Below are 14,637 nucleotides of genomic sequence, written 5' to 3'. Positions count from 1 at the left end.
CCGTATTGGGCTTTAGTCAATTACTTTTTAGCTGGACGGCCATCATCCCGGTCATTGTCCTTCTATATTATTTCTTTCGAAAAAAATATACCGATCAAACCGTATCCTCCACACTTTTCTGGTCGGAAATTATGCAAGAAACACGTGTGTCACCATACTTAAAACATTTACAAAAAAATGCACTGCTTTATTTGCAACTACTTGCTCTTCTTTTACTCGTACTAGCATTAATGAATCCATATGTTAAAAAGTCAACCATTGTTGGTGCGCAGACGATTTTCATAGTGGACACTTCTGCAACGATGTTAGCAGGGAAAGAGCAGTCAACATTTGATACACATAAAAAAGAAATGCTGTCATTGGTCAATGAGCTTGATGGAAGACCTGTGACACTCATTACAACAGGTAATACGCCAAAAGCCATATTACAGCAAGAAACAAATACTAAAGATATTGAAAAAGCCATTCAACAGTTACAAGTAACGTATGAGACAGCTCAAATGAATAAAGCTTTAGATGTGGCACAGGCTTTTGTCGGCAATACACCAACATCTATTTATGTCTTTACAGATGCGCTCGATAAAAAGCAATTACCGATGGAAAAAGATACGGTGAAGTGGATCGTAAAAGGGTCTGCAAAGGATTTAACAAATATCGCAATGACACGTTTTGTTGCTACTACAGATGGACAATCTGCTATGGCGCTTGTACAGTTACAAAATGATACGGACCAAGAGCAAAATGTAAAACTTTCGATAGAAAATGTTAAGGGTAAGGAGATCGTTACAGAGAGTGTCGCATTACCTCCAAATGAAGCCATAACAAAAACATTTAAAGATCTACCGTTAGAAGATACGGTGACTGCCAAAATAGATGCTAAGGACGATTATGCTGTTGATAATTCACAGCCTGTATTGCTACAAACAGCTACTTCAAAAGTAGTTGTGGATCAAAGTATGCATCAACTCATTCAAAAAGGTTTGCAAACGATTAATAGTAGCGTGAAAATTGTTCCATCTTCACAACTGGCTGACAATCAGGATGCTACAGTAGTGACCAATCAGACGGCGCTACTCGAAAAGATGGACAAGCCAATTGTTTTATTTGGACGGGATGACGTTGAGAAGGTTGAAGCTACTGGGGAAATCAGTACAACAAGTGATGCATTGTTTGCATTTAGTGAGCTAAAAGATATTTACGTCAGTGCTGTATATCCTGGATTCGATGACTATAAAACGATTGCATCAGTTGGAGACCAGCCATTTATTCAGCGTTCACCTGAAGGGGATATCGTTGTATTAGCTGATATTGCAGATACAGATTGGCCGTTACATCCTTCATTCCCATTATTTTTATGGAGTGCTGAACAGGAACTTTCAGCATCAGTTGGTTCTCTTGGTATTTTTACACCAAATGAGCAACGCGCAGTTGCTTTAGCGCAAGGTGATTGGAGTATATATTCGCAGGAAGAAGAGTTTTTATCGTCTATTTCGAATGGTCTACTAACAGCTCCAATGAAGCCAGGAATTTATACAGCTCGCTCAAAAGATGAAGAAAAGCGCTTCATCGTACAGCTCCAAGTGCAAGAGCGTGTGATTGAAAAAGGGACAAGTTATACACTTGGAGGGCTTCCAGACAATGGTAAGGAAGAAATATCGAAAACCTCGTTCGTACCTTGGCTGATCCTTATGATTTTGGTATTACTTGTTTTAGAGTGGGAGGTGCAACGACGTCGTGGATTTACGAATTGATATGCCATTAGCATTGTTGCTTTTACTTCCATTGCTTATGTATTTTGGATGGACCTATTGGCGTGAACGACAGCGACTAAAGAAGAGTCATATCGTCGTACTAGGTATTCGCATTGTGGCAGTATGCTGTTTGGTTTTTGCACTTGCAGGACCCTATATTTTATTGCCCGTAAAGGAAGAACAAGTATTATTCTTAGTAGATCGTTCTGCTTCAATGAATGGGACAGATGATAAGATGGCCAATTTTATAGCGGAAAGTTTACAGTCGAAGAAAGATGAACAGCTTGCAGGGATTTATTCTTTTTCATCGACATTACAAACGGAAGCCATTTTATCGAAGACTTTAAAGGAAGTGCCGAAGTTTACAGCTATAAAAGCAACAGATCAAACAAATATTGAACAGAGTCTACAGCTTGCTTCAGGTATTGTAGATCAAAAAAAAGCAACACGACTTGTACTCTTAACGGATGGCAATGAAACAAAAGGAGATACCTTAGAATTTGCATCGAAGTTTAAAGGGTCAAATATAAGTGTTGATGTAATGCCATTTAACCAACCTGTTGCTAAGGATGTATCTATGAAAAGCTTTGTCACACCGCAAGTTGCTTATGTAGGTGAGCAACAGCAGCTAGTTGCCGAAATAAATGCAACTGTAGCAGAACAAGGTGAGCTATTGCTATACGAAAACGATAAGCTTATTCACCGTGAAGCAGTGGAGCTTGCAGAAGGGTCAAATATTTTTACATATAAACATTCAGCGACGGCTGAAGGGCTTGTAAAATATGAGGCAATCATGCAGGTCGAACAGGATGCCATTTTTGAAAATAATAAATTAACAAGCGTCACAATGGTGCAAAGTGAACCACATTTACTAATTGTTAATGGCTATGATACGGTATCACCAATTGCAGCAGCGCTTGGCAAACAATCAATTGCCTATGATGTTGTAAATGCTAACAGTCTGCCAAATGAACTCTCTAGTTATTTACAATACAATGCCATCATTTTTGATAATGTGCCAGGACATTTAGTAGGCGAGGCAAAAATGAATGTCATTGAGCAAGCAGTGAAAAATTTCGGTGTCGGTTTTACAATGGTCGGTGGCGAAAATAGCTTTGGCTTAGGAGGCTACTTTAAAACACCAATCGAAACTTTACTACCTGTTGAAATGGAGATTAAAGGTAAGGAACAATTACCGTCATTAGGGCTTGTGATTGTCCTTGACCGCTCTGGAAGTATGTCTGGAGCAAAGCTAGAGCTCGCAAAAGAGGCGGCCGCTCGTTCAGTTGAACTGCTACGAGAAGAGGATACACTCGGGTTTATTGCCTTTGATGATCGACCTTGGGAAATTATTGAGGCAGGACCACTTAGCAATAAGGAAGAAGCGGTAGATACGATATTATCTGTAACGCCAGGGGGTGGTACCGAAATATATGGCTCACTAGAAAAAGCTTATGAAAATCTAGCTGATTTAAAGCTACAGCGAAAGCATATTATTCTATTAACTGATGGTCAGTCTCAGCCTGGTAACTATGAAGACTTAATTGCTCAAGGAAAAGAGAATGGCATTACTCTTTCAACAGTTGCAATTGGTCAGGATGCAGATGCTAACTTACTTGAAGCGCTTAGCGAGATGGGCAGTGGGCGTTTCTACGATGTTGTTGATGAGCAGACAATCCCTTCTATTTTATCGCGTGAAACAGCCATGATTTCACGCACATATATTGAGGATAACCCATTCTATCCAACGATATTTAATGCAGCTGGCTGGAATACATTATTTACAGATGGTGTACCTAAAATGAACGCTTATATCGGTACGACAGCAAAGCAAGGAGCTACTGTTATTGCAGAAAGTGAGAAGGAAGATCCAGTACTTGCAGAATGGCAATATGGCCTTGGCAAAACATTCGCCTTTACTTCTGATTCGACAGGAAAATGGACAGGAGACTGGGCAAGATGGCAAAATTGGGGCACATTTTGGCAAACGCTTATTTCAAAAATGCTACCAAGCTATAATGATGTTGCCTATGATGTACGTCTAGAATCAGACGGCTCATTTGTCATCACTGACCCAACAAATGAAGCGGCGTTCTTAGATATTGTTGCTGTCAATGAAGCGGGTGAAGAACTTGATACACAGCTTGAAACAATTTCAGCATCACAAGTTCGAGCAGTCGTACAAGCAGAACCAGGACTCATCTTCTTCCGCATTGCCGATGAAGAAAATGCCATTTACCAGGCAGGCTTAAGTGTACCTTATAGTGCTGAGTATGAATTACGCCCAGTGAATGATAAGCTGGTCAAAGAGCTAACAAAGCAAACAGGCGGCTCCGTTTTAAAAGAACCGAGCGAGGCATTCCGTGAATTTACTAAAAAAGGTGCGGAACGCCAAAATATTGCAACATGGCTCTTATTGGCAGGTATGCTACTATTCTTCATAGATATTACTATTCGACGCTTTGGTTGGGGCTTCCTAACAAGGCCGAAGAAAAAAGAACAGCCTGTAGAGGAAACACAGATACAGGCAGAGGACACAAATGTTGCCCAGCTATTAAAGGGTATGAGAAAACGATCCTAGTAACTAAAAACGATGGTTCATTGCTTTATAGTAATGAGCCATCGTTTTTTTGTCATTCTATTTTAGAGTTATCACCAAAAGATCGGAATGACATTTGTTAAAGCATATACCATAAATAATTAGTTGATTGGAGTGGAGACTGGGCGACTCCTTGGGGATTAGCAATAGAGGAACGAAGGCTAAAACCATCACGTCCTGTGATAACACCTTCGTGACCAGCATCGTGCTGGCCCGAGACCCTGCAGCGAAGCGAATGTTTTCTGTGCGAAAGCGTAGTGCTAACGTAGCGGCAGCAACAAAGCGCCCAGTCGGAACGGTAATCAACCACCATATGATGATGAGTTTTAGATTTCTACTTTTGTGAAACTAGAGATCTTTTTTTGTGATAAGAAAAATTTTCCTTGTAAATAATATGCACGAATGTAATAATGGATGATAGTAATAAAATATTACTATCACTTTTAAGTACTATGGATTTTGGAGGTTTGGACATGACCAATATAATGAATTCTTTTGGGTTTCTTAGTTTTAAATTAGCAGAGGCTTTGGAGGAAAACCTCGAGAAATATATTAGTGAAAAATATCAAATGAAATCCAGAGAAGTCGGGATCATGATTGCTGTAAAAGAAAATAAACTTAGTCAAATTCAAATAGGGCAGATTTTAAAGTTAGATAAAAATAGTGTCCGCTTTTTTATCGATGGTCTAGAAGAAAGAAATTATGTTTATAGGGAGAAAAATCCAGAAAATAGAAGAGAGAATTTAATATGCCTTACGGAACATGGTGAAAATTTGGCAGAAGATTTATTGAAGACCCTTTCGATTTCTGAGAATGAAGTGTTAAACGTACTATCATTGGAAGAAAAAGAGCTGTTGAAAAGCATATTGAAAAAAGTATATGAAAATCGTGAATAGGGTTTAACTTCTTTCAGCAACCTGCTGAAATAGAGGAACTCAGTCTAAGAACGCCACGTCCTGTGGCAACGACTGAGTGACCAACTTCGTGTTGGCCTAAAGCCTCCGGCGGATGTCACGGATTCGGAAAGGAGTTAATAAAGGATGTTAGCCTAAAACCATCGCATCCATGCGATAACGGCTAACTGACCTGCAACGGTGCCACTTCCGCTACGCTTTCGCACAAAAAACATCTGCAGGCCTAAGCACAAAGCCGAATCCGGACGCATTGTTTATCTGTGCGAAAGCGAAGCGACAGCAACAATTATGCCGAGGCATAATTGATAACCATATCAATAAAAAAGAAAGAGTGATGAGAAATGAAAGCAGTAGAGGTTATGAAGGAGTATTTGAGAAGAGCGCAAGAAGAGGGTCAGGATTTATCTGATATGTATGTAGATCATGGAGAATTAAAAAATTTTAAAGGTGAAATTTTTAAAGGAAGAAAAGAAATACAAAACTTTTACACGTCACCTATGCCAAAAGGCTTTAAATTAACTATCCAAAATATTGATGGTGATGATACAGAATGTATTGCTACAGTTTTAACTACTTGGGATGGTTTGCCAAACCCAGTGATTCTGGAAGAAAGGTTGATTCTTGAAAATGAAAAAATAAAATCGTTGGCGATGATTCCAAAATAAAAGGGGGCGGAAGCTATGTCATTAAATCCTAATAAAAATTCCCTTCCTACACCTGAAAGAGACACGAAATATTGGATTGGTGTGGTATCTCTTAATCATGTGCAAAAAGGGGTTGAGGGAGGATTCGGCCAGCTATGCCATGGTAAAGAAAGACCTTTGAAACGAATGCAAAAAGGAGACTGGATCATTTATTATTCTCCTAAAAGAAGTCTAGATGGTAATGAGCCTGTAAGAGCATTTACCGCAATTGGAAGAGTGAAGGACGAGCGAATATACGAGTTCCAAATGGCAGAAAATTTTATTCCTTTTAGAAGAGATATAGACTTTTATAAAGATGCAAAAGCTGTGCCAATAAAAAGGATCTTAGATTATTTAGAGTTTGTAGAGGACAAATCCAAATATGGCTATAAATTTAGATTTGGTCATTTTGAAATAAGCAAAAAAGACTTTTTATTAATTGCTCATGAAATGGGATTACCGTTGAAGTATGGGTGAATTAGGTTGGAACAAAAAACGTTACTTTCTTAATTAATTGTCATTAAAGAAAGTAACGTTTTTAAATTGCTGTAAATCAAGTTATTTAAGCTGAGTGTTAAGGTTAGTTACAAATACTGTCTTACGCAAATTGCTAGCAACGACAATGCCTAGCATAGCACCAATGGTACTTGAAGTTAAAAAGGCTGGCATGAAAAATAAAGCAGCAACGGATGTCCCCATTAATAAATGCGCGTAAGGTACTGCGATAAGTGAGGCAATGATACCTGTCCCCAACATTTCACTGACTCCTGCAAGCCATTGCTTACCGCTGTATTTATAGGCAAGAGCTGCACATAGAGCGCCAATAACACTGCCAGGTATAGCTAGTAATGAGCCTGTGCCTGTTAAAATACGAATAATGGCTGTGACAAAGGCGACCATAACAGTAGGCACTGGACCAAGAATGATAGCACCGATAACATTAATGGCATGTTGGACAGGGTAGGCACGCGCAATCCCCGTTGGTATTGAAACGAAGGTAGAACCTGCTACGGCAATTGCTACTAATAAGGCCATGATTGTTAATTTTCGAATTGACATAATTTCCACTCCTTTGAAATGTGAATTTTATAGTTAGCGCCGCTAAACAGGAGAGTTCCGCCGCTAAAGCGTAAAAAAGCCGCTTCCTAAAAAACAATAGGAAGCGGCCTTGTATCTACATAGTAAAAAGCAAGTGTCGGCACTTCCCTCCGCTAGTGTGAACTAGATCAGGTTCAAAGGGTCCGTATATGATAATATACGTCTCAGCCTTTTAAAGACTCCCCTAGTGGTAATTAATAGAATTTTTAGTTTTTCACATATTAATGTAGCATACTACTAAAAATAGTCAATAACTTTTCAGACTATTTTGTATCAGGGTGCATAAGATGTGGTGCTTTTTTCATTGTCCAAATAAGGGCAAGGAAGAAACAAGCCATTAAAATAATAGACCCGAATATATAAGGACTGTTCATATTCCAATCGAATAATATACCTGCTAGAGCTGGACCAATCATATTACCAAGACTCATATAAGCATTGTTCAGACCAGCTGCATAGCCCTGTTCATTCTCAGCAAGCTTTGAAATCAATGTGTTGACGGCTGGGCGAATCAATGTCGTAGCTGTAGAGAAGATGGTCGCTACAATTAAAATAAGTGCAAAACCAGATGCGAATAATATTAAGAAAATCGAAACGGCTGCAATAAATAAATTGACTAACACTACTTTCATTTCGCCGAAGCGATTAAACAGCGGTGTAATAACAAACATCTGTACAACAACACCAAAAGCGCCGCCCATAACTAATATAATGGCGATATCAGTAGGTGTGTAATTAAACTTGTCTGTAACAAATAATGATAATGTTGTTTGGAAGTTAGCAATCCCGAAAGAGAATACAAGCATGATAATTAGCATGACAAAATAAGGCATTCGGACTGAACGGGCCATCTGCTTTGCAAGATTATCCTGCTTCTGTGCTTTTTTAGCAGTGTTCGGTTTTGTAGCAGGCAATAAAAAGAACGATAAAATAGCTGCTAAGATAGCTGCACATCCAGCAGTATAAAACGGAAAATGCAAACTAACTTTTGAGAGGAATCCGCCAATACCTGGTCCGATCATAAAACCAAAGGACATTGCTGCCCCTATCATCCCCATACCTTTTCCGCGTTCCTCGTACGTTGTGATGTCAGCCACAAATGCCATTATAGGAGGTGCCACAAATGCAGATCCAAGGCCACCTAAAAAGCGTGCCAAGAAGAGCATCCACACATCTGTAGAAAGTCCGAATCCAATTTGTGCAAGTCCTGTTACGATAAGGCCGAAAATAATGAGATTTTTACGACCGTATTGATCGGAAAGATTCCCAGCAATTGGAGAAAATACGAATTGTGCTAAGGCGAACGTTGCAATCAACATGCCAAGTACTTGTCCTGCAGCACCAAATAGTTTTAAATAATCAGGCATGACAGGAATAATAATTCCGATACTCCCCATTGCGATAAACATATTAAACATTAAAATATACAAAGCCGCCTTGTTAGACTTCTGCTGGGTCATCGAATACCCCTTTCTTTAATCAAATATACTACAGTCTACCACAAGGCTTGTACGTTTGCTATTGACTATAAGTCTGAGATTTAGTAGTAAGGTTATGAGGATTCTATTGATCAAATAAAATAAGCGTGTTGATTTCCGTTCCGGCTGGGCGCTTTCCTGGGGGCGTCCGATGAGCCGCTTCGCTTCGCTGCAGGGTCTCATCTGTGACGCTGATCCCCAAGAGTCGCCCAGCCTCCACTCCAATCAACTTATAACATGATATAGTTTTAACAATTATCAGTCCTATCTATTAGAGATGAGTCGATAAAAGGAATCTTTTATTGATATTTTGCTTGTTTATCCATTTTTAAAAATAGTTTACCTTCAGCTAAACGAAAAAGCTGTTCTCAACGTTACTAACGTGAGAACAGCTTTAAATGGGTTAAAATAGGTTATCGAATACTCATTTTAAATTCCAAGAACAGCTCATTATATTTGCCTAAGTAATCAGGACCTAAGTTTTTATAAACTTCTAATGTTTTACGTTGTTCTTCAGTAGGATAGAAGCGTTTATCAGATACAACTTCTTTATCCATTAACTTCATCGCTGCAATATTAGGGGTAGAATAGCCTACATAATCAGCGTTTTTAGCACCCGATTCAGCTTTCAGCATAAAGTTAATGAAAGCATGTGCACCATCAATATTTTTTGACGTTTTTGGGATAACCATATTGTCAAACCATAAGTTTGAGCCTTCTTTTGGTACAGCGAAGTCTAAATCTTCATTTTCTGATAACATGTCTGCTGCTTGACCAGACCAAGTGAGTGCCACAGTAGCTTCATTATTAACCATCAACGGTGTAATTTCATCCCCGATAATGGCTTTAACATTTGGCGCCAATGTGATTAGTTTATCAGTAGCTTTACGTAGCTCCTGGTCATCTAAAGAGTTGAGAGAGTAGCCAAGACTGTTTAAGCCCATACCAATCACCTCACGTGCACCGTCTACTAAAAAGACTTTACGCTTTAATGAAGGATCCCATAAGTCCTTCCAAGATGAGAAGTCTAAATTTCCAACGAGCTTTGGATTATAGACAATGCCGACTGTTCCCCAGAAATATGGGACAGAATATTTATTGTCCTTATCAAATGGTAAATCTAAAAAATAAGGATCAATATTTTTAAAATTAGGGATTTTCGTTTTATCTAAAGGAATAAGTAAGTTTTCTTCCTTCATTTTTTCAATCATATATTCAGAAGGTACTGCGATATCGTAAGCTGTACCACCTTGTTGAATTTTTGTCATCATTGCTTCATTTGAATCGAACGTTTCATAAATGACGTGAATGCCTGTTTCTTTTTCAAATTGCTTCAGCAAATCCGGGTCTATATATTCTCCCCAGTTAAAGATCGTTAACGTATCTTTACCACTTTTACCACCACCGGCACTTAGGGCGTCAGCAGCATAGAACAAAAGGGCGGAAACGACAAGGATTGCGACTGTTGCTTGAATTAATTGCTTCATTGAGTTCCCCCCGTTCTTTTACTAGCGCGGCTTGTAATGAAGTAATAGCCAACTACGACGATAACCGTTACAAAGAATACTAAACCAGAAATAGCGTTAACCGTTAAGGAAATACCGGCACGTGCCATTGAGTAAATTTCAACAGATAAAGTACTAAAGCCGTTACCTGTCACGAAAAATGTTACCGCAAAATCATCTAGAGAATATGTTAAGGCAAGGAAGAACCCTGCAAAAATACCAGGTTGAATATACGGTAAAATAACACGCATCATGACATCTTTTTTCGTTGCTCCCAAATCTAATGCAGCATCGATTAATGATTTATTCATTTCTAATAGTTTCGGTAAGACCATCAGTACAACAATTGGGACGCTGAACGCTACATGTGCTATTAACACAGAAGTAAATCCTAATTTAATACCAATCATTGTGAATAAAATTAAGAAGCTTGCACCAATAATGACATCCGGGCTCACAATTAACACATTGTTTAAAGAAAGTAGTGTATTGCGCATTTTTGCATCTTTAACAGTGACAATGCCAATTGCTCCTAGTGTCCCAATGATTGTAGAAATCAATGCAGAGAGTAATGCCACGATCACTGTATTAATTAGAATTACGAGTAGACGTGAATCCTCAAATACGGCTTTATAATGTTCTAACGTAAAGGACTCAAAATTATTCATTGATCCGCCACTATTGAACGAATAGAAGATTAAATAGAAGATAGGTGCATACAAAACGATAAAAACAATCGCTAAATACACTCTTGCTGTAGCAGATAGTTTTTTCATCGTACGCGACCTCCTTTATCCTTTTTCTGTCCTGTAATTAACATAACGATGACCATGAATAAAATTAAGAAAACAGCAATTGTTGAACCCATTCCCCAGTTTTGGGTTACAAGGAATTGTTGTTCAATAGCTGTACCCAGTGTAATAACACGATTTCCTGCAATTAAACGAGTGATCATGAAAAGTGATAATGCAGGAATAAATACAACTTGAATACCTGATTTAACACCGTCCATTGTTAAAGGCAATATAACGCGACGGAATGTAGTAAAGGCAGATGCCCCCAAATCACGTGCGGCATAAACAAGAGCCGGATTTAAACGATCCAATGAGTTGAAAATCGGTAAAATCATAAATGGAATAAAAATATAAACGGATACGAACACAAAGCTAATGTCAGTGAATAGCATTTGCTTCGGATCAAAACCAAATACTTCGATAAATGCATTTAATGGACCGTACAAGCCGAAAATCCCGATAAAGGCATATGTTTTTAACAAAAGATTAATCCAAGAAGGAATAATAATTAGTAAAAGCCAAAGCTGTTTATGTTTCGTCTTCGTTAAAAAATAGGCTGTTGGATACGAAACAAGTAACGTAAAGAACGTAATTAAAAACGCATACCAGAATGAACTTAATGTCATTTTTAAATAGACAGAAGTAAAGAATGCTTTATAGTTATCGAGCGTGAAATTGCCATGTATATCTAGTAGGGAATAGTAAACAACGAGTGCAATCGGCGCGATAACGAAAAACGCAATCCATAAAACATATGGAAATAAGGCTGATTTCGAAGTCTTAGTTTGCATCTTCGTCGTCTCCATACGCCTCTAAACGTTTGTCGAATTCTTCTTCTGTTTCATTTAAGCGCATTACATGAATTGCTTCTGGATCAAAGTCTAAACCAATTTCTGTCCCTACCTCAGCTTTTTTCAATGAATGCACGAGCCATTCATTGCCATCTTTGTCGTACGTAGATAATTCATAATGCACCCCACGGAACAATTGAGTATCAACTTTAACGACAAGCTTGCCTTTATCGATTGTTGTCATTTCTAAATCCTCTGGGCGAATGACAATATCGATTTTTTCGTTTGGCTTCATACCTTGGTCAACACATTCAAAAACTTTACCAGCAAATTCTACTTTGAAATCTTCAATCATCACGCCAGGAACAATATTTGATTCACCAATAAAATCAGCAACGAAGCGGTTAATTGGCTCATCATAAATATCTACCGGTGTACCAGATTGTTGAATTTCACCTTCACTTAAGACAAAGATTTCATCACTCATGGCAAGTGCTTCTTCTTGATCGTGTGTGACAAAGACAAATGTTTTCCCAAGGCGTTGTTGTAACTCACGTAACTCATATTGCATTTCTGTACGTAGCTTTAAATCTAAAGCTGAAAGAGGTTCATCGAGTAAAATTACTTCAGGATCGTTCACAATCGCACGAGCAATTGCAACACGTTGACGTTGGCCACCAGACATTTCAGAAATTTCACGATTGCCATAGCCTGCTAAGTTAACGAATTTTAATGCTTCAACAACACGGTTTTTAATTTCACTTTCAGGAAGCTTTTTTATACGAAGCCCAAATGCGACGTTTTCAAAGACGTTTAAATGAGGAAACAAAGCATAATCTTGAAAAACAGTATTTACTTGGCGTTCATTTGCTGGCACTGAGTTGATTTTTTTATTATGAAAATAGATATTTCCTGTTGTCGGTTCTGTGAATCCAGCGATCATACGTAAAATAGTTGTTTTACCACAACCGGACGGACCTAGTAGTGTATAGAATTTGCCCTTTTCTAGCTCCAGGTTAATGTTTTTTAAGACGACCGTGCCGTCATTATAGGACTTTGAAACGTTTTCAAAGCGGATAATCGAATTCGTTGTCATAGATGCGCCTCCTTAAGCTATAAATATGAATCCGTTGCGACAAGTAAAATTTTTGTTTCATCAGCATGTGCATTAAAAATTTGATGATGATCTGTCGCTTCAAAATAGAGAGCATTGCCTTCACTCGCTATGTACTGTTCATCTCCTAAAACGAGACGAATACGCCCTTCGACAACATAAATAAATGTTTCTGAAAGGGAGGGTTCAAACTGCTTAAATTCACCATCAGCAGCAAGTGTTAAGAAAATGGGCTCCATTTCTTTTTCATTTGATGTAGGAATCAGCCACTGAATTTCATATTTCTTTTCTTCATCTGTATAAGTGGATTGATCTTCCTCTGTATATACAACCTTTTGTTCAGGTGCTCCATCATCGAAAAATTCCTTAGGTGTTGACCCTAAAACCTCTAATAGTGAAAATAGTGTTTCAATGGAAGGTGAATTTAGATCACGTTCTAATTGTGAAATATACCCTTTACTTAAATCTGTACGTTCTCCAAGCTCCTCTTGGGTAAGACCTTTTTTTAAACGAAGCGCTTTGATTTTTGCTCCTATTTGCATCTTTTCCCTCCTAGAAGAAGTTTAGCAATCATAAACTTTTGAAATACGAAGTTTACTTTAACGAAACTTTTAGTTTACTAAAACCATTACAATTATACATAATAATAAAGAATTTGCAATCGTTTTTAATGAAAAAAAAGTAGATGAAATTTTTAGAAATTATACATAAATACCGCATAGAAAAATTTCGTTTAAATAAGAATAAAATTGTTAAAAATAGCTAATGAATAGGCTGTAGCAGTTATTCCATTTAGGGATTTGACGGAAATTTGTCAGATAATTTAATGTGAGCACTTTTGTGAAGTTTACTTGTTTGAAAAACTACGATTACTCTGTTATCGTAGAAGACGAGTTCGCTGGTGCGAATGGAATATATACACTACATATTTAATCGGAGGGATTTATAATGGCAGAACGCATGGTAGGTAAACAAGCACCTGACTTTACAATGGAAGCAGTACTTCCAGACAAATCATTTGGTAAAGTATCATTAGAAGACATTAAAGCACAAGACAAATGGACAGTTCTTTTCTTCTATCCAATGGACTTCACTTTCGTATGTCCAACAGAAATCACTGCAATGAGCGATCGTTACGATGAGTTCGAAGACTTAGATGCAGAAGTAATCGGTGTTTCTACTGATACAATCCACACTCACTTAGCTTGGATTAACACTGACCGCACTAAAAATGGTCTTGGTGAGTTAAAATACCCATTAGCAGCAGATACAAATCACCAAATTTCACAAGAATATGGTGTATTAATTGAAGAAGAAGGTATCGCACTACGCGGCTTATTCATCATCAACCCAGAAGGTGAATTAAAATACCAAACAGTATTCGATAACAACATCGGCCGTGATGTAGACGAAACTTTACGTGTACTTCAAGCTTTACAAACTGGTGGTCTTTGCCCAGCAAACTGGCGCCCAGGTCAAGCAACTCTATAATTTAGAGTTTTAGATCATTCAACAAATAAAGAGTCCCCACAGTAAGTTTGTGGGGATTTTTTTAAACTTGATAGAGAAAAAGGTTCATCACCAAAAATTGGGGATGACTTTTGTTAAAACGTTGGAGTGGAGGCTAGGCGACTCCTTGGGGGATTAGCAATAGAGGAACGAAGGCTAAAACCATCACGTCCTGTGATAACGCCTTCGTGACCAGCATCGTGCTGGCCCGAGACCCTGCAGCGAAGCGGATGTTTTCTGTGCGAAAGCGTAGTGCTAACGTAGCGGCAGCAAATGTTTTATCTGCGCGAAAGCGAAGCGTCAGCGGCAATTGTTTTCTGTAGCGAAAGCGAAGCGTCAGCGGCAATTGTTTTCTGTAGCGAAAGCAAAGCGGCAGCTACAAAGCGCCTAGCCGGAACGGA

The 14,637-nt window shown here is 38.4% G+C and carries 13 protein-coding genes and 1 riboswitch; of the genes, 6 read left to right on the top strand and 7 right to left on the bottom strand.

The window, feature by feature from the left end; all coding sequences use genetic code 11:
• Positions 1–5: 5 nt before the first annotated feature.
• From ACIQ7T_RS18370 to ACIQ7T_RS18350, 5 genes are all read left to right on the top strand, one after another.
• Entirely contained in the window at positions 6–1,751 is a 1,746-nt protein-coding gene (locus tag ACIQ7T_RS18370) for a vWA domain-containing protein (protein WP_402872313.1), read from the top strand.
• Positions 1,735–4,332, top strand: coding sequence for a VWA domain-containing protein (locus ACIQ7T_RS18365; RefSeq protein WP_402872310.1), 2,598 nt, complete (start codon positions 1,735–1,737; stop codon positions 4,330–4,332). Before ACIQ7T_RS18370 ends, ACIQ7T_RS18365 begins: the two co-directional genes overlap by 17 nt.
• Before the next feature lie 491 nt (positions 4,333–4,823).
• Complete coding sequence (locus tag ACIQ7T_RS18360; RefSeq protein WP_370076951.1) at positions 4,824–5,246, top strand: MarR family winged helix-turn-helix transcriptional regulator; 423 nt, start codon at positions 4,824–4,826, stop codon at positions 5,244–5,246.
• 359 nt (positions 5,247–5,605) lie between these two features.
• On the top strand, positions 5,606–5,929 hold the full coding sequence (locus ACIQ7T_RS18355; protein WP_370076953.1) for a hypothetical protein: 324 nt from the start codon (positions 5,606–5,608) through the stop codon (positions 5,927–5,929).
• Between the two features lie 15 nt (positions 5,930–5,944).
• Entirely contained in the window at positions 5,945–6,424 is a 480-nt protein-coding gene (locus ACIQ7T_RS18350; RefSeq protein WP_370076955.1) for an EVE domain-containing protein, read from the top strand.
• 81 nt (positions 6,425–6,505) lie between these two features.
• On the opposite strand, the gene thiW is transcribed toward ACIQ7T_RS18350, so the two are convergent.
• From thiW to ACIQ7T_RS18315, 7 genes are all read right to left on the bottom strand, one after another.
• Positions 6,506–7,006, bottom strand: a complete 501-nt coding sequence (gene thiW / locus ACIQ7T_RS18345; protein WP_402872305.1) for an energy coupling factor transporter S component ThiW — start codon at positions 7,004–7,006, stop codon at positions 6,506–6,508.
• 127 nt (positions 7,007–7,133) lie between these two features.
• A riboswitch (TPP riboswitch) is annotated at positions 7,134–7,241 on the bottom strand.
• Positions 7,242–7,308: 67 nt separating this feature from the next.
• Complete coding sequence (locus ACIQ7T_RS18340; RefSeq protein ID WP_370076959.1) at positions 7,309–8,505, bottom strand: MFS transporter; 1,197 nt, start codon at positions 8,503–8,505, stop codon at positions 7,309–7,311.
• Positions 8,506–8,936: 431 nt separating this feature from the next.
• On the bottom strand, positions 8,937–10,010 hold the full coding sequence (locus tag ACIQ7T_RS18335) for an ABC transporter substrate-binding protein (protein ID WP_370076961.1): 1,074 nt from the start codon (positions 10,008–10,010) through the stop codon (positions 8,937–8,939).
• Positions 10,007–10,804: an ABC transporter permease gene (locus ACIQ7T_RS18330; protein ID WP_370076963.1), complete on the bottom strand. Its 798-nt coding sequence runs from the start codon at positions 10,802–10,804 to the stop codon at positions 10,007–10,009. Before ACIQ7T_RS18330 ends, ACIQ7T_RS18335 begins: the two co-directional genes overlap by 4 nt.
• Complete coding sequence (locus tag ACIQ7T_RS18325) at positions 10,801–11,613, bottom strand: ABC transporter permease (RefSeq protein ID WP_370076965.1); 813 nt, start codon at positions 11,611–11,613, stop codon at positions 10,801–10,803. Before ACIQ7T_RS18325 ends, ACIQ7T_RS18330 begins: the two co-directional genes overlap by 4 nt.
• Positions 11,603–12,709: an ABC transporter ATP-binding protein gene (locus ACIQ7T_RS18320; protein ID WP_370076967.1), complete on the bottom strand. Its 1,107-nt coding sequence runs from the start codon at positions 12,707–12,709 to the stop codon at positions 11,603–11,605. Before ACIQ7T_RS18320 ends, ACIQ7T_RS18325 begins: the two co-directional genes overlap by 11 nt.
• 17 nt (positions 12,710–12,726) lie before the next feature.
• Positions 12,727–13,269, bottom strand: a complete 543-nt coding sequence (locus ACIQ7T_RS18315; protein WP_079559677.1) for a helix-turn-helix domain-containing protein — start codon at positions 13,267–13,269, stop codon at positions 12,727–12,729.
• Between the two features lie 406 nt (positions 13,270–13,675).
• On the opposite strand from ACIQ7T_RS18315, the gene ACIQ7T_RS18310 reads away from it, so the two are divergent.
• A complete protein-coding gene (locus tag ACIQ7T_RS18310) occupies positions 13,676–14,218 on the top strand; it encodes a peroxiredoxin (RefSeq protein WP_248718040.1) in 543 nt (180 codons plus the stop codon).
• Positions 14,219–14,637: the final 419 nt, after the last annotated feature.

This window comes from Lysinibacillus sp. NPDC096212, from assembly GCF_044763105.1.
GTDB lineage: Bacteria > Bacillota > Bacilli > Bacillales_A > Planococcaceae > Lysinibacillus.
The sequence above is the reverse complement of the archived record's forward strand: the minus strand, read 5'-3'. Positions and strand labels throughout refer to the sequence as shown.